The sequence below is a fragment of the Haloferax sp. S2CR25 genome (assembly GCF_031624535.1).
Taxonomy (GTDB): domain Archaea; phylum Halobacteriota; class Halobacteria; order Halobacteriales; family Haloferacaceae; genus Haloferax; species Haloferax massiliensis.
The window spans coordinates 124,354-141,039 of sequence record NZ_JAMQOO010000006.1; the positions used below are offsets into that span (position 1 = coordinate 124,354).

Sequence of the window (16,686 nt, forward strand, 5' to 3'; positions counted from 1 at the left end):
TGCTCGCCGCCGCCCAAGAAACATCAAAATACTAACTTGTGGGCGAGGGAGTCCCGCCTATGACCGAACTCGGGGAACTCGGCCTGTCGAACTACGAGGAGAAGGCGTACCGGACGCTCCTCGTCACGGGTGCCGCGACGGCCGCGACCATCTCGGACGCGAGCGGCGTCCCGAACGGTCGGGTTTACGACGTGCTCAACGGGCTTCGGGCGCGCCGGTTGGTCCGCGCGCAGTCGGCCCAGCCGACGCGGTACGTCGCCGTCACTCCGGCCGCGGCGGTCGAGCGACTGCTGGCCGAGCGCGCCGCGGAACTGCGCGAGGAGTGGACGCGATACCGCGACGTTGCCGACGCGGTCCGGTCGAACCTCCTGCCGACGCCGCCGGCCGACGGGAGCGTCTGGCTCGGCCGCCTCGGCGGCGACGAGATGCGGACGGCGATGCACGAACACGTGCGGTCGGCGACGGAATCCGTCTCGGCCGCGGTCGGTCCGCCGTACGAGCGGGCCTCGTGGGAGACGCTCCGCACGGAGTTCGACGCGTTCTTCGAGGGCGCTCGCGACGACCTCGACGTATCGTTGCTCCTCAGCGACCCCGTGCTCGACTCGCTCCCCGACGAGTTTCGGGAACTCGTGGCGTCGAAGCCGCAGACGGTTCGAGTCCGGTGCCTGCCGAGCCTACCTGTCTCGTTCGACGTCGTCGACGGGACGGTCGCGTCGGTGGACATTCCGCATCCACAGTCAGCCGCCGACCGCTTCGGCGTCGTCGTGGTGACGGACGCGGGCGTCGTCGCCGAGTTCGACCGCCAGTTCGGGGGGCTGTGGGGAGACGCCGTCCCGCTTTTCGAGTGACGCCGAGCCGTGGCGTGCCGGGTTAACCGCGCTCCCGGACGCCGTTCGTCCCATTTATCACCGCCCGCGGCCGACTCCCGACCATGTCTTCGAACAGAAAGGGAGACCGACGCGAGCGCGAACTCGTTAACGCTCTCGACGAGGCCGGCTTCGCGGTCATGCGCGCGCCCGCCTCCGGGAGCGCGACGACGCGCGAACTCCCAGACGTGCTCGCGGGCAACGGCGAGGTGTTCTACGCCATCGAGGCGAAGGCCTCCAGCGGTCGCCCTATCTACCTGAGCGGCGAGGAGGTCGAAGCGCTCGTCTACTTCTCGCGGAACTTCGGCGCGAAAGCCCGCATCGCCGTCCGATTCGACCGCGAGGACTGGTACTTCTTTCATCCCAGCGAACTCTACGTGACCGACGGCGGGAACTACCGCGTGAAAAAGGAGACGGCGTTGGCGGACGGTGAAGACTTCGAGTCCTTCACCGGCGGCCCGACCCAGACGAAACTCGGCGGCGACTGAGGCCGCGGCGCGGCGTCTCGTTTTTCACTTCGTTCTTCTCTCCTCACGCCCGAGCGAGTCGCTCGCCGAGCGTTCGAGCGCCGACGAAGCCGCGTTCGACGCGGCTGAGTCGCGAGGCGGGGAACCGGTAGGCGTGCAGTTCGCCGAGGTCGGCGAGGCCGGCGTTCACCGGCAGCGAGTCCAGATACACGGCCTCGAAGGCCGGTTCGTGGTCGCCGTAGTCGCGGTTGCTCTCGTACGCCGAGACGAGTTTCCCCGTCTCGGTCGGCGTCTCGTCGGCGCGGGTGCCGAGCGCCCGCGTGACGACGAGGAGGCTCCCGCTCTCGCGGTCGTGGACGAGGTCGCCGGCGCGGTGTTCGTGGTCGGGACAGAGCTGCGGCCCCGCCGCGTCCATCGGGACGAACGTCTCGTCGCCGCAGACGGCGCAGGTGGCGCTCCGGCGGCCCGGCGGCGGGACCTCGCCGCGGGTGATTTCGATGGCGACCCGCCGGAGGTGCTTACAGCGGGCGCGCCGGATGGCGTTGTCGGGGCAGGTGCAGGTGCGTGCCTCCACGTCGACGACGTAGGTGCCGCCGTCGGTCTCGACGACGTAGCGCCCGTCGCGGAGCGGCCGGACGGCCATCGGTTCGACGCGGGCGCGGCGGGCGCGCCCGGCCAACCCGTCGGACGGGAGCGTGGTCTTGCGGCGCACCGGGCGGCGAGTCGACGCGGGTGTGTGTGCGATGTGCGTCATGGTGGTGCGGGAGTCCGACCTTACCAGCGGCTGTTCGAGGTCGGTTTCCGTCACCTGCAAGTAGGTTCTCGAACGACCTAAACCCTCGTTTCGCGTGGAAAATCGGGCGCGTGAGTGGCTCTCGTCGGGCATCCGCCCATCGAAGACCTTTTAGAACGGCCGCGGATACGTCGTCGCATGGCTATCGAAGCGGAGATGCGGCGGAAGATTGCCGTCTCCATCGTCGCGGTCGGGGTGTTTATCGCCCTCATCGTCGGCATCGGTGCGACCTACAACCAGAGTGGACTCGTCTCCACCGGCGGGCTCGCACTCGTCGGCGCCATCACGGCGTTCGTCCTCGTGATGGCTGGTATCGGCGTTTGGCTGTCGCGTTCTTCCTAATCCTGTCGGTCGGTTTCGGCGATGCGGTCGCCGCGAAACGGCGTTCGACGCGCAGCGGCGGCGCTCGTCAGTCGGCTGACGGCTCGTAGAAACGCCTCCCGTCTCCCCGTCAGTCGGCGACTTCGTCCGCGGCGGCCGCGTCCGCGTCCGCGTCGTTCGTCGCCGTCTCGAAGTACTTCATCGGATGCTTGATTGTGTCACAGCGGTCGTCGCGGTTCACACAGAGGTCGTACGCCTGCATCGTCTCGCAGGTCGGCGGCGCGTACTGCGACCCGCTTGAGTCCGCGAGGACGGTCGCCCGCTTTTCGAGTTCCTCGGCGTTCGCGTCGCCGACGACGCCCCCGACCGCCTCGGGTTCGAGGCCGACGCCGACGAGGAACGCCGCGAGCGCGAACGCCGCCTCGTTCGGGAGCGACTCGCCGTCCTGCGCCCGCGCCAACAGCGCCTCGACGCAGGGCGGGAAGTGGTCGGGGTCGACCGAGTCGACGTAGACGACGTTGACCGCGCCGCGGTCCGAAAGCAGGTTTCGCAGGCGCTCGACGTGGGGCTTGAGCGCGTCGGCGAGTCGGTCGCCCGCGTCGCTGCCGCGGACGGTGAAGGGAAGCCCCTCGGCGACCCGGCGGCGGACCGCCTCGCGGAGCAGTTCCGAGAGTTCCTCGCGGGTGACGCGGACCGCGCCGTCGGCCAGCGAGCGGTTGACGAGCCGCCACTCCGCGCCCCAGTCGGTGTCGGAGTAGGCGAGGTACGGCCCTACGTCGACCCAGTAGTGGTCGGGCGCGCGGCGGCTGTTCCGGTTCCGGGTCGATTCGGCCCGCACCGCGCCGTCGAGGTCGAACTCGCGGAGGAAGTCGTCGAGGCTCGCGCGGGCCTCGCCGTGGACGTCGTCGTCGCCGGCGTCGAAGTCGGCGAGCATTCGCTCGTAGGCCGTGTCGGCCTCGGCGCGGGCGTACTTGTCCACCGCCGCGGGCGTCTCGACGAGCGAGACGACGATGCGCGAGATGGGGTACGAGAGCAGTTCCGTCTGGGTGTCCCACGCGTAGGCCTCGTCGGGGTCGGGTTCGACGGTGCCCTCCATGAGGGCGCGCTCGACGCGCTCGACGCCGCGCTCGACGGCCGGGGCGTCCTCGGCGACGAGCGTCGCGATGGCGACGTCGGCCGATTCGACCGCCTCTCTGGCCGCGGCGAAAAACGGGTATCGGGCGTGGAGCGGGCGCATCCGCATACCGCCACGTTCCGGGTGCCCACCGATAAACGCGACGGATTCGGCGGTGGCGGGCGCGGGCCACGCGGCCGCCACCGCGGTCGGTTCTCGCGGCGGGACGCCGGCGACGGCGCATCACACAACCTATTACCGACCACTTCCTCAGGCTCTCACGTGCCGCACTTCGACTACCCGTGTCCGGACTGCCGCGCCACGACCAGTCTCCACGACGCCGACTGTCGCTTCGAGGGGACGCCGTGGGTCGAAGTCGAGCGGGCCTACGTCGACATCGTCTCCGTCCTCGCGGGCGGCCCGTGCGACGAGGAGACGCTCCGCCGCGAAGCGCCGGGCGAGTGGGGACCGCTCCGGCAGGCCGCGCTCCGCCGACTCAAGCGCGACGAGCGGGTGTCGGAAGCGAACTCGGGCGTCCTTCGGCTCCTCACCGCCGAGGAGTTCCGAGAGGAGGTCTCGGAGCCGACCCGGGAGCCGATGCGGACGCTCCACCAGTACGGGAGCGTCCCCGGCTGTCACGACAACGCCGTCTTCGCCATGATCGCGTGGTACGAGATGGTCGGCCTGTCGTGGCCCGAGACGCGCGAGAACGTCGTCAACTGGCTCCGCGACACCGGCGCGTGGGACCGCGGCGGCTTCGAGGAGGCGACGCCCGCCGAACTCGTCGAGAAGAAGCGCCACGTCTACGACGCGGGCTACGGCTGGAAGGAGAAAGCCGTCTCGGCCAAGCGCGTCATCGACAGATACCGCTCCTGAGCGCCGGCCTCAGTCCCGCGTCGACTCGGCGCAATCGGCGCAACCGTTAGGCGCTTCTCGAACGTCTGTGGTGTCGTGAGTGCACCCGAGTCCGCCGTCTCTGCCGACGCCGAGGTCCCCGAGGAGTCGCGGGGGACGCGCCGCGCCCTCGCGGTCGTCGTCGCCGTCGTCTTCATCGACCTCCTCGGGTTCGGCGTCGTCATCCCCATCCTGCCGTTCTACGTCCGGAGCTTCGGCGTCAGCGACGTGTACATCGGGCTCCTCGCGGCGTCGTACTCGCTCATGCAGTTCCTCTTCGCGCCCGTCCTCGGTCGCATCTCCGACCGGCGGGGCCGCCGGCCGGTCATCATGCTGTCGCTCGTCGGGAGCGTCCTCGCGTGGACCGTCTTCGGCGTCGCCGGCGAAATCGACCTGCTGTTCGGGACGGCGCTCGCGGTGGCGACGCTGTTCGCCTCGCGGATGCTCGCGGGCGCGATGGGCGGCAACATCGCCACGGCGCAGGCGTACATCGCCGACATCACGCCGCCGGCGCGGCGGGCCGGCGCGCTCGGCCTCGTCGGCGCGTCGTTCAGCCTCGGGTTCATCTTCGGGCCGGCCATCGGCGGCCTGATGGCCTCCGACCCGGTGGTCGCGCTCGCCCGCGACCTGTTCCCGCCGTTCGTGCCCGCGACGCGCTTCTCGCTGCCGAGTTTCACCGCGGCGGCGCTGAGCCTCGTGAGCCTCGGCTTCGCGTTCGTCTTCCTGCGCGAACCCGAGCGGACCCGCGCGCCCGCCGGCACGCCCGCGACGACGCTCGTCTCGCAGTTCCGCGCCGCCCTCGCCGACGACGACCTCCGGGGACTCGTCGTCTCGTTTTTCGTCGTCTCGGTCGCCTTCTCGGGGATTCAGGTCATGTTCATCCCCTTCGCGGCCGACGTGTACGGCTACGGCGAGACCGAGACGGCGCTGTTTCTGACCTACATCGGCCTGCTCGGCACGCTGAATCAGGGGGTCGTCGTCGGCCGCCTCGCCCGGCGGTACTCGGAGGAGAAACTGGCGGTCGTCGGCGCGGTCGGCCTCCTGGCCTCGCTCGCGTTGCTCCCGTTTTCGCCCGACATCGGGGCGTTTCTCCCCGCGGTCGGCGGCCCGCCGTGGCTCACCCGCGAACTCGTGGCGCTCCTCCTCGTCGGGGCGCTCCTGTCGTTCGGCAACGGGATGTTGAACGTCTCGCTTTCGACGCTCGTGTCCACGTCGGCGTCGGCGGACCAGCAGGGCAACGCCTTCGGCGTCACGCAGGGCGCGGGGAGCCTCGGCCGGACGCTCGGTCCGCCGTCGATGGCGGCGCTGTACGTCTTCGCGTACTGGTCGCCGTTCGTCGTCGGGGCCGTGCTCATCGTGCCCGTGGTCTACGTCCTCGTGTCCGTGGCGCGAGGTCCGCGGACTGAACCCTCCTGAGATTCGGTTCGCGCCGCCCGCCGCCCACGCCCGCGCCGACGCGGTCGCTGGCGGGTGCGAATCGAGAGAAACGAGTGGGACGGCTCGGATGGTCCGAAAACGACGCGGCCGCCGCGGCCGCCGAAACGTCCGCTCAGTCGCTCTGGATGCGCGGGGCGAGCATGTACGTGATGGTTCCCATCCCCTCTGCGATCTGGTAGTGAAGCTTGACCGGGAACTCCTCGCCGAGTTCGACGGTGACCTCGGCGTCGGTCGGAATCGCCTTGTTCATGTCCTTCAAGTAGTCGAGCGAGAACAGCGAGTCGGCCGCGCCCGCTTCGATGCTGATGAGGTCCGCCGGGGGGAGCGACAGGTCCACGTCGTCGGTGTCGCCCTCGGCCTCGATGTGGAACGTCTCTTCGGCGCCGTCGACGCGGAGGCGGATGTGGTCCGAGACCATGTCGGCCGCCTTGATACCGCGGTCGAGGTGCGTCCCTTCGAGGACGATGTTCGCGGCGAGGTCGAGGTCCGGGATGTCGGGTTCCTGGCGAATCGAGTCGGGGTCGATGAGCGCGAGCGTGTACGACAGCCCGTCGATGCGGATGTTGAGCTTGCGCGTCTCCTCGTCGAGCGTGAGGTGGATGAGGTCGCCCGAGCCCGCCATACCGGCGACCTCTTCGAGGCGCGAGAGGTTGACGCCGATGACGCCGCCGTCGGCTTCGTAGGATTCGAACGCCGCCGCGTCGAGCGTGAGGTCCACCATGCCGACGTTCGCGGGGTCGACGGCGCGGATGGAGAGATTCTCCTCGTTGAGTCGAATCTTACACTCGTCGACGAGGACGCTCACGGAGTCGAGCGCGTCCCGGAGCGTCGCGGCGCTCACGATGGCCTTGAACATATGTGCCGTCGTACGACAGCGGTCTTAAAAATACTCCTGATTTGGACTCACCGCAATATGATGTTCGCACGCTCTCCCGCGTGCGCGCTCCCGCGAGCACACCACCGTCCCCTCGGCTCCCCACCGTTCCCCTTGGCTCCCCATGCGTGTTGTTGTCACAGATTGGATATTAAGCTAATCTCCTGATTTCAGCGGACACAGGCTCCAAAGCACTCAAATAGCTGATTGTGCAACTCCCGGTTATGGCGCACGACGAGACGAAGCCAGCCGCCCGCCGACGAGGTGCCGAGCGATGACCGACGCCGCCGATGTCGATGTAGACGCCGACGCCGACGCCGACGCGACCGCGACCCGCGTCGCCTTCGTCTGCGTCCAGAACGCCGGCCGGAGCCAGATGGCGACGGCCTTCGCCCGCCGGGAGCGCGACGAGCGCGGCGTCGGCGACCGCATCGAGGTCGTCACCGGCGGCACCGACCCCGCCGACCACGTCCACGACGAGGTCGTCGCGGTCATGGGCGAGGAGGGGTTCGACCTCGCCGACGAGACGCCCCGCGCAATCGACCAAGAGGAGATTCTGGGCGTGGATATCGTCGTCACGATGGGCTGTTCGGCCGAGGGCATCTGTCCCATGACGTGGCGCGGCGACGCCCGCGACTGGAACCTCGACGACCCTGACGGGAAGGACCTCGATGCGGTCCGGGCGATTCGCGACGACATCGAGGAGCGCGTCTCGGCGCTGTTCGACGAACTCGCGGGCGACGACTGAACCCGGCCGCCTCGACGCCGACGCCACGGGATGTGAGACTGTTCCGCACGCTCCACGGCGCAAGCCGAAGCCGGTATACGGCCTGATACGCTACTGGTGGCAAGACTATGGCGCGCAAGGACCACTACTACAACAAGGCCAAACAGGAGGGCTACCGCGCCCGCTCGGCCTACAAGCTGAAACAACTCGACGGGGACGCGGGCCTGTTCGGCCCCGGCAACACCGTCGTCGACCTCGGTGCCGCCCCCGGCGGCTGGCTGCAGGTCGCCTCCGAGAAGGTCGGCGACCACGGCAAGGTCGTCGGCGTCGACCTCCAGCGAATCCGCGGTATCGACCGCGACAACGTCCAGACGATTCGCGGCGACATGACCGAAGACGAGACGAAGGAGGAACTGACGGCCGTCATCGGCGAGCGCGGGGCCGACGCCGTCGTCTCCGACATGGCACCGAACATGACCGGCGAGTACTCGCTGGACCACGCCCGCTCGGTCTACCTCGCCCGGCAGGCGTTCGAGGTCGCACAGGAGCTGTTGGCGACCGGCGGCGACTTCGCCGTGAAGGTGTTCGACGGCCCGGACGTCGCGGACCTCCGCGCCGACATGGAGCGGGAGTTCCAGTACGTCCGGTCGATGCGCCCCGACGCCTCCCGCGATAGCTCCTCCGAGCAGTACCTCGTCGGCAAGCACTTCCTCACCGCCCCGGTCCGGAAGGGCGACGAACTCGACGTGGAAATCGTCGACGTGGGAAGCGAGGGCGACGGCATCGCCAAGGTCGAGGACTTCACGCTGTTCGTCTCCGGTACCGAGGCGGGCGACACCCCGACGGTCCGCGTCACCGACGTGAAGCCGCGGTTCGCCTTCGCCGAACCGATAGACGACTGAGCGCGCCGACGTCGCGCGTCTCTCGCGCCCGCGCGCCACCCCGCCGCCGACCCGTTCTCCGCGCAATTTGTGTCTAACTTCGGGCAACCATTATTATCGGTTGACACGACTCTGTTCGTGAGTCACCCATGTCAGCAGACACGACGACCGCCGAGTCCCAACCGTTGTTCACCGGCCTCCCGTCGGGAATCGTCCCGTACGTCGCCATCCTCGGGGCGCTGGCCTCGACGTACGTTCACCTGTCGATGGCTCCCATGTTGCTCCAGCTCAACCAGACGCAGGCGATACTGTTCGTCCTCGCCGGCGTCGGCTTCCTCGCGGGCATCGCCGTCTACCTGAGCAAGTTCTGGCGGCGCGAGTTCTACCTCGTCGCCATCGCGTTCGCGCTCGCCCAAATCGTGGCGTGGGTCGTCATGAGCGGGCGAGTCAGCGAGATGGCGATGCTCTCGAAGGGCGGCGAGGCCGTGTTCAGCGTCGCGGCGGCGTACCTCTACCTGAACGAGTCGCCGGACGCCGACGGGGCCGCCTGAGTCAGGTCCCCCGTTCGACCCGTCGCCCCGCTGTCTCGACGTTCTGACGGTCCGCCGTCCCGTCACCCCGCTTCACTCAACGACCACGAGTTCGAGTCGAAGCCCCGTACGACACCCCTTCCACCCGCCGCGACAGGCCCCGGTGGCGAGGATGTCACCGAACGACGTGTAGGTCCCGCAGTTCGGACAGCGGACTCCCATCTCCATCCCGTCCCGTTCGGTGAGCCTGTGGCGGTGCTCGTCGACCATACATCGTGTGGTATGTTACCAAAAGAGATAAGCCGTCCGTCGGTTCGAGCGGCGTCTCAGTCCGCGACCCAGCCGTCGGTCGAGGACTCGTCGTCGCGGAGGAGCGCGACGGTCCCGTAGACGAACGGCGTGTCCACGATTGCGATGAGGAGTTTCAGGAGGTACTGGCCGACGGCGAGGCCGATAAGGACGTTCCACGGGAGCACGTCTCCGATGCCGAGGACCGTCGGCGCGGCGTAGAACCCGACGCCGACGAAGATGACCGTGTCGATGGCCTGACTCGTCGCCGTCGAGACGATGTTGCGGAGCCAGAGGAACGAGCCGTCGGTCAGGTCGCGGATGCCGTGGAAGACGATGACGTCCCAGTTCTGACTCACGAGGTACGCGAGCAGGCTCCCGGCGACGATGTTCGTCCCCGACGACAGCACCGTGGCGAACTGCGCGGCGAACTCGGGGTTGGCGGCGGGCGCGGCGATGGTGCTCCAGACGAGGCCGAGGAGGACGAAGTTCATGGCGAAGCCGACGTTCACCATGATTTGCGCCGCCCGGCGGCCGTACAGTTCGGAGTAGCAGTCGGACGCGAAGAAGGTGAGCGCGTACGCCAGCGCCGCCCCCGGCATGAGGATGGCCGCGCCGACGAACGGGAGTTCGCCCACCGCCGACGGCAGGGGAATCGAGAGCAGTTTCGACGCCGTCAACTGCGCCGTCGTCAGCGCGGTGACGAACAGCCCGACGAGGGCGACCTGTCCGACGGCCGAGCGCCCCTCACTCATCTTCGACGAGGCGGTTGTGTCGGTCGTCGATTTCGTCGAGGATGTCGAGCGTCTTCCGGATGGACGCCCGAACCGCATCGCTCCGGTTCACGAACTTCCCGTCGTCGCCGACGTGCTCGTCTAGGTCAGCGAGCAGTTCGTCGGGTATCTCGACGCTTATCTTGGCCATACTCCGCGATTCTCGTGAGAATACTTAACGCCTTTTCAACGGCCGTAACGGCGGTGTTCGGCGCGTCTTCGGGTTGGCGAATTGACGAGTCGGTCGCGGTCGGCCCGCGCTCACTCCGCCGCGCCGCGGGCGGGCGAGAGGTCGCGCCGGCCGCCGACGGTCAGCACGAACAGGACGCCGAGGCCGACGCCGTAGGCGGCCATCAGCGGGAGCGTCACCATGAACATCGTCGTGATGCTCGCGGGGGTGAACACCGCCGAGATGGCGAGTATGAACACCGTGACCTCGCGCCAGCGCTTCCGCATCATCCGGTAGCTGACGCCGGCGGTGTTGAGAAGCACCATCAGGATGGGCACGTCGGCGAGGAGGCCGATGCCCGCGGTGGTGAAGAAGATGAGCCAGAAGAAGTTGGTGATGCGGTAGGAGATTATCATGTTCGCCGCGAGCGCGTCCTCGACGAGGAACGTGATGACCGTCGGCGCGACGTAGCTGTAGCCGAGGGCGAAGCCGCCGAGGAGGCCGCCGGCGAGCGCGCCGGTCCACAGGAAGACGGTCCGGCGGCGCTGGCGGATGATGTTGCGCTCGCGGAGCGCGGGCCACGCGAAGTACGCGACGAGCGGGAGCGTCGCCAGCACGGCCAGAATCGTCGAGAACTTCACCTCGAAGATGAGCGCCTCCATCGGGTGGAGCGCGACGACGTTGAGCACTTCCTCGGGCCGCACGGCCGCGGGCAGTCGCCCGAGGAAGTCGTCGTAGACGTCCCTGATACCGCCGGTGTAGAGCCAGCCGAACGTCACCGCGAGGACGAGCATGAACCAGCCGACGACCCAGAACGCCCGCGAGGTGAGCGAATCGACGATGAACGCGATGTCGGTGTAGTAGCCGCCGATGTCGTCCTCGTCGGTCTCGCCCTCGGTCAGTTCGGAGAAGAACGCGCCGCCCGCGCGGGTCGTCCGGTCTTCGAGTGCGCCCGGCTCGTCTTCGGCGTCGGCCGCCTCGGCCTCGCGGTCCGCTTCGGCCTCGTCGAATCGGTCGATGAGGGCCTGCGCTTTGGCCTTGTCGCCGTCGTCGATGGCGGCCGACGCGAGGCTCATAATCTCGTCTTCGTCGCGGTCGGCGAAGACCTCCGGCGGCGCGGCGCGGACGCCAGCCACGTCGAGCGCCGAGAGGTCGAGCTTCGATGGGTCGCCGACGCCGACTTCGGTCCGTTCGAGTCGTTCGATGTCGCGGTAGACGAGGTACGCGAGCCCGAACACGAGGCCGACGACGACGCCGGCGGCGACGAACGCGCCTAGCGAGAGTTGCGACCCGGGGACGAGGAACACGTAGTCGCTGCCGACCGCGGCGAGGCCGGCGTTCGCGAGTTCGACGCCGCCGTACTCGTAGAAGGCGTAGACGAGGAGGCCGCCGACGACGCCGACGCCCGCGAGGAGGTTCCAGTGGTGGGCCGCCGTCGCCTTGACGTCCATCTTCTCGCTCCCCCGCTTGGCCGTGACGACCACGCGGGCGAGATAGAGGCTGAACGCGTACAGCGAGATGACGGGCACCGCCCACATGATTTGGGTGAACGGGTCCGGCGGCGTGAACAGCGCGCCGAAGGCGAAGATGCCGACGACGGCGTGCCGCCACTTGTCGCGGAACAGTTCGTAGGGGACGATTTCGGCGTACGAGAGGCCGGTCATCGCGAGCGGGAGCTGGCTCGCGAGGCCGAACGAGAGCGTGAGCAGGAAGATGAACTGCGCCCACTTCACGATGGAGTAGCTCGGGGTGAAGCCGGCGGAAATCGCGTTCTGGGCGAGGAACGCGAACGTGAACGGGAAGAAGACGAAGTAGCCGTAGGCGACGCCCGCGGCGAACAGCACGACCATCGTCAGTCCGATGAGCGCGAGTTTCCACGGCGCGACGGGCGATTTGGGCCACGCGCCTCGGGCTTTCAGCGCGTCCCGAGAGACGTAGATGAACGGCGGGACCGCGAAGAGCACCCCCACGACGAGGCCGATTTTGGCCTGCAAGAGAATCACGTCGAAGGGGGTCTGGGCGATGATGCTGACGTCGCCGGCGACGCTGGCGTCCATCTGCGCTTTGGTCACGCCCCGGAAGAACCCCCAGACGTAGAGTCGGAGCGCGTAGAACGTGCCGAGGAACCCGACGAGGAAGACGATGAAGACCTTCTGGAGGTCTTTTTGCGCCGCGCGGAGCATCGCACCGGCGGTCTCGCGGCCCGCCGCGATGGTCTGTTGGGTGTCCTCGTCGAGGGCGCTGGACATACGTACGTGGCGAAAGCAGTCTGGCGGTTATCAATCTTTTTCACCGCGGGCGTGAGTTCGACCCTCTCGACGCACCTCCTCGGCGCGATGCGAAAAGACCTATAACTGGCCGGAAGCGTAGGACACCTGAATGGCGGACGAGGAGCGCGACGCAGGGCTCTCTGCGGCCGACGACGAGACGGACGCCTCGGACGACGCCGACGACGCCGACGACGCGTCTTCGTCGTCCGACGGTCCGGTTTACGGTCGAGTCACCCCGCGAGACGAGACCGTTACCGACGGGTCCGACGACGGCGAGGGCGACGACGCTCCCGACGAGACGGACGGCGATACCGACGGAACCGACGACAGCGACGACGCTGACGACTCGGACGACACTGACGACGCCGACGACTCGGACGACGCCGACGACTCGGACGACGCCGACGACTCGGACGACACTGACGACAGCGACGACGCCGACGACACTGACGACTCGGACGACAGCGACGACGCCGACGACACTGACGACACCGACGAGCCTCGTCTCCTCGCCGACGATGAACACACCTCGCACGTCCCCGAGGGGACGTACGACGATTCGCGCGAGGGGCCGGCCGACGCCGCCGGCCCGGACCCCGCGCCCGACGGTGCGAGTCCCGCTCTCTCGGGCGAGGACGAGGTGAGCGGCGTGGCCCCGTCGCCCGCGCCCGCCGAGGACGACTTCGACGACGAGGACGTCGGCGGGCTCGTCGGCGAGGCCCCCGAAAGCGACCAGGAGATGCCGCTGACCGCGCACATCGAGGAGATGATTCGCCGGTTGGCGGTCGTCCTCGGCGTCGCGGGCGCGATTACGCTCGTGCTGTTCCCCGGCGCGGACATCCTCAACGCGCTGGTCGACACGCAGGCCGCCTTCGGCGTCCACATCCCGAGCGCGACCGACGTTATCAACTTCCTCTGGAACTCCCACATCCCCGGCGCGGAGACCATCGTCGACCGCCGGCCGCGACTCTACGGCCCGCTCGAACTCATCCTCACCAAACTGAAGGTCGCCGGCCTCGCCGGGACCGTCATCGGCCTCCCCGTGTTCGTCTACGAGACGTACCTGTTCATGCGCCCCGGCCTCTATCCGAAAGAGCGCAGATACTACCTCGCGGCCGTCCCGACGAGCCTCATCCTCGCGCTCGTCGGCGTCCTCTTCGCGCACTTCGTGGTGCTCCCGGCCATCTTCGCGTACTTCACCTCCTACACCGAGGGGACCGCGGTCGTCGCGTTCGGTCTCAAAGAGACGTTCAACCTCATCCTCATTCTGATGGGCTACATGGCGGTCGTCTTCCAGATTCCGCTGTTCGTGGAACTGGCCATCATGATGAACCTCGTCACCCGGCGGTGGCTCGAAGACCGCCGCCTGCTGTTCTGGGGCGCGTTCCTCGGCCTCGCGTTCCTCGTCAGCCCCGATCCGACCGGGATGGCCCCCATCATCATCGGCGCGACGATGATCGTCCTGTTCGAGGGGACGCTCGCGGCCCTGCGCTGGACCGGGAACTGACCGGCTTCTCGTTTCTCTCGTTTCTCTCCCGGCCGGTTCGCTCCTCCTCGTTTCCGCCGACCGCCGACCGTTCAGAAGACCTATCTTAGAATGGTTAGAATATCTATATGATGGCCGACCTCGCCGCCCTGTCGGTGGTCGCCCTCCCGCTCTGGTTCGTCGTGAGCGTCTGGGCCGGCATCGACGCGACCAGGCACAGTTCGCACAACGCCTTCCTCTGGGGTTTCTCGGTGTTCGTCGGCGGGGTTCTCGGCTTGGCGCTGTACCTCAACCTCGGGCGCGACGAACCCGGGGTTGGTCGCCGCGCGGCCGGTCAGTCGGCGTCGCCGAACGGCGTCCCTTCCGTCCGCACCGAGACCGTCACCTGTCCGAACTGCCACTCGTTGGAGGAGTCAGGGAGGGACACCTGCCGTTTCTGCGGCGAGTCGCTGTAACGCGCCGAATCCCCGAGACCGCGGGGAATCACGCCGTGTCCGTCGACTCCGTCGCCTCCCGCTTCTCGGCCGCGACCATGCCCTCGACGCGCGTCTTCAGTCCCTCGTTCATGGCGACGAACCCCGCCCGGGTCCGCTCGCCGACGAACCGCAACAGGAGTCCGGCGAGGACGCCCGAGAACGTCTCGGACTGCTCGAAGCGCGTGCGCTCGCCGCCGTCGAGCGGTTCGAGGCGGAACCGGTGTTCGCCGTCGAACAGCCCCGGAGAGACGAGGTGGCCCAGCCAGCGCAGTTCGCGGTACTTCTCACAGTGGACCACGTCGGGTTCGAACACCGACTCGCGGCCGCCCGGCGGTCGCAGGTGGACGGTGAGCGTCGCGCCCTCGTTCGGCCGCCCGGCGATTCGCATGAACGGGTTCCACTCGGGGTAGCGGTCGAAATCGACGAGGGTCTCCCACACCCGTTCGGGCGGCGCGTCTATCTCGATACTCGTGGCGAGTTCGTGTGCCATACCTAACAGTTGGCGCGCCGAGACCGTGAATCTCGCGCGGAACGTTCATTGCCGGTGAGGAGAGAGACGGACGTATGGCAACCCTCCTTCTCGCCAGACACGGCGAGACGACGTGGAACCGCGCCGGGCGCGTACAGGGGTGGGCCCCTGTGTCGCTCACCGAGCGCGGCCGCGCGCAGGCCGACGCCCTCGCGCGCCACGTCGCGGACACCTACGAGGTCGACCGCCTCGTCTCCTCCGACATCGAACGCGCCCAAGAGACCGCCCGCCCCGTCGCCCGCGAACTCGGCGTCGAACCCGTCCTCGACTCGGCGTGGCGCGAGCGCGACGTGGGGTCGTTTCAGGGGCTCGAATTCGACGAACTCACGGACCGGTACCCGCAGTACTCCCTCTCGGCGGTCGGGACGCCCGCCGCCCGCGAACGCCCCCCGAGCGGCGAGAGCCTCGTCGAGGTCCGCCGGCGCGTCCTCAACGCCCGCGAGGGCCTCGCCGACTCGCTCGCCCCCGACGAGACGGTGCTCGTCGTCAGCCACGGCGCGCCGATTCGGCTGTCGCTCGGCGAGGTGAAGGGACTCGACATCGTCGAGTCGATGCTGTCGCAACCGCTCGACAACGGCGGTATCTGCGAGTTCGAAGTCGAACTGAGCGACGACGGCGACGAACCGCTCGTCCACGTCGTCGCCGAGAACGAGACGCGATTTCTGACGACGTAAGCGTTCTGCGGTCGGTTTTCGGGGCGGTCGCGGCGCTCGCGCTTTCTCGCTCCCTCGCGTTCCGCTTACTTCCGCATCGGGTAGTCCTGCGCGAACACGTCGTCCACGAGGAGGTCGTCGTCGGCGTTCCCCTCGGCGGCGGGGCTGACGCTCCCGGTCCGGTAGCCGTGGAGGTCGAGCGTGACGTGGTCGAAGCCGGCGTCCTTCAGGTGGTCGCGGGCGGCGCGGACGAAGTCGGCGTCGAGGGCGCGGTCGAGTTCCTCCGGCGCGACTTCGATGCGGGCGAGGCCGTCGTGGTCGCGGACGCGGAACTGCTCGAAGCCCCACGTCCGGAGAATCGTCTCGGCGCGCTCGACCCGCGAGAGCCGTTCCTCGGTGACTTCGAGCCCGGTCGGAATCCGCGAGGAGAGACAGGCCATCGAGGGCTTGTCGGCGACCGACAGGTCGTAGTCGTCGGCGATGGCGCGGACCTCCTCTTTCGTGATGTCGTGGGCGAGAAGCGGCGACAGCACCTCCAACTCCTCGACGGCGCGGAGGCCGGGGCGGTGGCCCTCGCCGGGGTCCGAGGCGTTCGTCCCGTCGCAGACGGCCTCGATGCCGCGGTCGCGGGCGGCCTCGTACATCCGGCCGAGGCGCATCGTCCGGCAGTGGTAACACCGGTCGTCGTCGTTGGCGACGAAGTCGGGGTTGTCCAGTTCGGAGAACTCGACGGTCAGGTGTTCGATGCCGATCTCCTCGGCGACGCGCTTCGCGTCGTCCAACTCGGCGTCCGGCAGGGTCTCGCTCTTCGCGGTGCAGGCGATCGCGTTCTCGCCGAGCGCGTCGTGGGCGAGTGCCGCGACCACGCTGGAATCCACGCCGCCCGAAAAGGCGATGAGGACGCTCTCGCGCTCCGCGAGCGCCTCGCGTACTGCGTCGGCCTTCGCCGCGACGTCTCGCTCGCTCATGGCCTCCCTTCCCGGCCGACGGGCAAAAGCCCCTCGCCCCCGGCGCGAACGACCGCGAAGGCCCCACGAGTCGGCGAACCGGCCGCGACAGACGCTCTCTCTGCGGGCGCGACCCGCGCGACGTCCCGCGGTCACCACCCCGCGACTTTTTGTCCTATGCCGCGATAGGT

The 16,686-nt window shown here is 68.5% G+C and carries 20 protein-coding genes; 11 read left to right on the plus strand and 9 right to left on the minus strand.

Annotated features, from left to right (window positions below; genetic code table 11):
• Positions 1-59 precede the first annotated feature (59 nt).
• Positions 60-848, plus strand: coding sequence for a helix-turn-helix domain-containing protein (locus NDI65_RS15155; protein ID WP_089777243.1), 789 nt, complete (start codon positions 60-62; stop codon positions 846-848).
• A gap of 83 nt (positions 849-931) precedes the next feature.
• Entirely contained in the window at positions 932-1,354 is a 423-nt protein-coding gene (gene hjc, locus NDI65_RS15160; protein ID WP_089777244.1) for a Holliday junction resolvase Hjc, read from the plus strand.
• A 43-nt stretch (positions 1,355-1,397) separates the two neighbouring features.
• Here the strand turns inward: hjc and NDI65_RS15165 are convergent, their stop codons facing one another.
• Entirely contained in the window at positions 1,398-2,045 is a 648-nt protein-coding gene (locus tag NDI65_RS15165; protein WP_089777314.1) for an SWIM zinc finger family protein, read from the minus strand.
• Between the two features lie 219 nt (positions 2,046-2,264).
• Between NDI65_RS15165 and NDI65_RS15170 the strand changes: the two genes are divergently transcribed.
• Complete coding sequence (locus tag NDI65_RS15170) at positions 2,265-2,468, plus strand: hypothetical protein (RefSeq protein ID WP_004065604.1); 204 nt, start codon at positions 2,265-2,267, stop codon at positions 2,466-2,468.
• A gap of 109 nt (positions 2,469-2,577) precedes the next feature.
• On the opposite strand, the gene NDI65_RS15175 is transcribed toward NDI65_RS15170, so the two are convergent.
• Positions 2,578-3,684 carry a DNA primase gene (locus NDI65_RS15175; protein WP_310893832.1) on the minus strand — a complete coding sequence of 369 codons (1,107 nt, stop codon included), beginning with the start codon at positions 3,682-3,684 and terminating at the stop codon, positions 2,578-2,580.
• 159 nt (positions 3,685-3,843) lie between these two features.
• Here NDI65_RS15175 and NDI65_RS15180 point away from each other — a divergent pair, with 159 nt between their 5' ends.
• Together NDI65_RS15180 and NDI65_RS15185 are read left to right on the plus strand one after the other, a co-directional pair.
• Positions 3,844-4,437, plus strand: coding sequence for a hypothetical protein (locus NDI65_RS15180; protein ID WP_089777245.1), 594 nt, complete (start codon positions 3,844-3,846; stop codon positions 4,435-4,437).
• Between the two features lie 75 nt (positions 4,438-4,512).
• The gene (locus NDI65_RS15185; protein WP_310893808.1) at positions 4,513-5,871 is read left to right on the plus strand and encodes an MFS transporter; all 1,359 of its coding nucleotides are present in this window, start codon (positions 4,513-4,515) and stop codon (positions 5,869-5,871) included.
• A gap of 133 nt (positions 5,872-6,004) precedes the next feature.
• Here the strand turns inward: NDI65_RS15185 and NDI65_RS15190 are convergent, their stop codons facing one another.
• On the minus strand, positions 6,005-6,748 hold the full coding sequence (locus NDI65_RS15190) for a DNA polymerase sliding clamp (RefSeq protein ID WP_310893809.1): 744 nt from the start codon (positions 6,746-6,748) through the stop codon (positions 6,005-6,007).
• A 292-nt stretch (positions 6,749-7,040) separates the two neighbouring features.
• Here NDI65_RS15190 and NDI65_RS15195 point away from each other — a divergent pair, with 292 nt between their 5' ends.
• The 3 genes from NDI65_RS15195 (at position 7,041) to NDI65_RS15205 (ending at position 8,925) form a co-directional block, all read left to right on the plus strand.
• Complete coding sequence (locus NDI65_RS15195; protein WP_310893810.1) at positions 7,041-7,514, plus strand: low molecular weight phosphatase family protein; 474 nt, start codon at positions 7,041-7,043, stop codon at positions 7,512-7,514.
• A 107-nt stretch (positions 7,515-7,621) separates the two neighbouring features.
• Entirely contained in the window at positions 7,622-8,395 is a 774-nt protein-coding gene (locus NDI65_RS15200; protein WP_089777248.1) for a 23S rRNA (uridine(2552)-2'-O)-methyltransferase, read from the plus strand.
• A gap of 128 nt (positions 8,396-8,523) precedes the next feature.
• A complete protein-coding gene (locus NDI65_RS15205; protein WP_089777249.1) occupies positions 8,524-8,925 on the plus strand; it encodes a hypothetical protein in 402 nt (133 codons plus the stop codon).
• Between the two features lie 72 nt (positions 8,926-8,997).
• Here NDI65_RS15205 and NDI65_RS15210 read toward each other — a convergent pair whose 3' ends face one another.
• The 4 genes from NDI65_RS15210 to tatCt form a co-directional block, all read right to left on the minus strand.
• Positions 8,998-9,174, minus strand: a complete 177-nt coding sequence (locus NDI65_RS15210) for a hypothetical protein (protein ID WP_167344097.1) — start codon at positions 9,172-9,174, stop codon at positions 8,998-9,000.
• Between the two features lie 56 nt (positions 9,175-9,230).
• Entirely contained in the window at positions 9,231-9,947 is a 717-nt protein-coding gene (locus NDI65_RS15215) for a queuosine precursor transporter (protein ID WP_089777250.1), read from the minus strand.
• Positions 9,940-10,116, minus strand: coding sequence for a ribbon-helix-helix domain-containing protein (locus tag NDI65_RS15220; protein ID WP_007275542.1), 177 nt, complete (start codon positions 10,114-10,116; stop codon positions 9,940-9,942). The genes NDI65_RS15215 and NDI65_RS15220 overlap by 8 nt, the downstream gene beginning before the upstream one ends.
• A gap of 110 nt (positions 10,117-10,226) precedes the next feature.
• On the minus strand, positions 10,227-12,383 hold the full coding sequence (tatCt, locus tag NDI65_RS15225; RefSeq protein ID WP_089777251.1) for a Sec-independent protein translocase protein TatCt: 2,157 nt from the start codon (positions 12,381-12,383) through the stop codon (positions 10,227-10,229).
• 130 nt (positions 12,384-12,513) lie between these two features.
• Here tatCt and NDI65_RS15230 point away from each other — a divergent pair, with 130 nt between their 5' ends.
• Both NDI65_RS15230 and NDI65_RS15235 read left to right on the plus strand, forming a co-directional pair.
• Positions 12,514-13,911 (plus strand): twin-arginine translocase subunit TatC, encoded by a 1,398-nt coding sequence (locus tag NDI65_RS15230; RefSeq protein WP_089777252.1) that lies wholly within the window; start codon positions 12,514-12,516, stop codon positions 13,909-13,911.
• A gap of 110 nt (positions 13,912-14,021) precedes the next feature.
• Positions 14,022-14,345, plus strand: coding sequence for a hypothetical protein (locus tag NDI65_RS15235; protein ID WP_089777253.1), 324 nt, complete (start codon positions 14,022-14,024; stop codon positions 14,343-14,345).
• Positions 14,346-14,373: 28 nt separating this feature from the next.
• On the opposite strand, the gene NDI65_RS15240 is transcribed toward NDI65_RS15235, so the two are convergent.
• On the minus strand, positions 14,374-14,856 hold the full coding sequence (locus NDI65_RS15240) for an SRPBCC domain-containing protein (RefSeq protein WP_089777254.1): 483 nt from the start codon (positions 14,854-14,856) through the stop codon (positions 14,374-14,376).
• Positions 14,857-14,930: 74 nt separating this feature from the next.
• Here NDI65_RS15240 and NDI65_RS15245 point away from each other — a divergent pair, with 74 nt between their 5' ends.
• Positions 14,931-15,569, plus strand: a complete 639-nt coding sequence (locus tag NDI65_RS15245; RefSeq protein ID WP_089777255.1) for a histidine phosphatase family protein — start codon at positions 14,931-14,933, stop codon at positions 15,567-15,569.
• Positions 15,570-15,634: 65 nt separating this feature from the next.
• Here NDI65_RS15245 and larE read toward each other — a convergent pair whose 3' ends face one another.
• Entirely contained in the window at positions 15,635-16,516 is an 882-nt protein-coding gene (larE, locus tag NDI65_RS15250; RefSeq protein WP_089777256.1) for an ATP-dependent sacrificial sulfur transferase LarE, read from the minus strand.
• Positions 16,517-16,686 lie beyond the last annotated feature (170 nt).

Excerpts from the sequence above, each read along its gene's own strand:
- NDI65_RS15155 (WP_089777243.1), top strand. The coding sequence starts at position 60 with ATGACCGAACTCGGGGAACTCGGCCTGTCGAACTACGAGGAGAAGGCG.
- hjc (WP_089777244.1), top strand. The coding sequence starts at position 932 with ATGTCTTCGAACAGAAAGGGAGACCGACGCGAGCGCGAACTCGTTAAC.
- NDI65_RS15170 (WP_004065604.1), top strand. The coding sequence starts at position 2,265 with ATGGCTATCGAAGCGGAGATGCGGCGGAAGATTGCCGTCTCCATCGTC.
- NDI65_RS15175 (WP_310893832.1), bottom strand. The coding sequence starts at position 3,684 with ATGCGCCCGCTCCACGCCCGATACCCGTTTTTCGCCGCGGCCAGAGAG.
- NDI65_RS15190 (WP_310893809.1), bottom strand. The coding sequence starts at position 6,748 with ATGTTCAAGGCCATCGTGAGCGCCGCGACGCTCCGGGACGCGCTCGAC.
- NDI65_RS15195 (WP_310893810.1), top strand. The coding sequence starts at position 7,041 with ATGACCGACGCCGCCGATGTCGATGTAGACGCCGACGCCGACGCCGAC.
- NDI65_RS15200 (WP_089777248.1), top strand. The coding sequence starts at position 7,622 with ATGGCGCGCAAGGACCACTACTACAACAAGGCCAAACAGGAGGGCTAC.
- NDI65_RS15205 (WP_089777249.1), top strand. The coding sequence starts at position 8,524 with ATGTCAGCAGACACGACGACCGCCGAGTCCCAACCGTTGTTCACCGGC.
- NDI65_RS15210 (WP_167344097.1), bottom strand. The coding sequence starts at position 9,174 with ATGGTCGACGAGCACCGCCACAGGCTCACCGAACGGGACGGGATGGAG.
- NDI65_RS15215 (WP_089777250.1), bottom strand. The coding sequence starts at position 9,947 with ATGAGTGAGGGGCGCTCGGCCGTCGGACAGGTCGCCCTCGTCGGGCTG.
- NDI65_RS15220 (WP_007275542.1), bottom strand. The coding sequence starts at position 10,116 with ATGGCCAAGATAAGCGTCGAGATACCCGACGAACTGCTCGCTGACCTA.
- tatCt (WP_089777251.1), bottom strand. The coding sequence starts at position 12,383 with ATGTCCAGCGCCCTCGACGAGGACACCCAACAGACCATCGCGGCGGGC.
- NDI65_RS15230 (WP_089777252.1), top strand. The coding sequence starts at position 12,514 with ATGGCGGACGAGGAGCGCGACGCAGGGCTCTCTGCGGCCGACGACGAG.
- NDI65_RS15235 (WP_089777253.1), top strand. The coding sequence starts at position 14,022 with ATGGCCGACCTCGCCGCCCTGTCGGTGGTCGCCCTCCCGCTCTGGTTC.
- NDI65_RS15240 (WP_089777254.1), bottom strand. The coding sequence starts at position 14,856 with ATGGCACACGAACTCGCCACGAGTATCGAGATAGACGCGCCGCCCGAA.
- NDI65_RS15245 (WP_089777255.1), top strand. The coding sequence starts at position 14,931 with ATGGCAACCCTCCTTCTCGCCAGACACGGCGAGACGACGTGGAACCGC.
- larE (WP_089777256.1), bottom strand. The coding sequence starts at position 16,516 with ATGAGCGAGCGAGACGTCGCGGCGAAGGCCGACGCAGTACGCGAGGCG.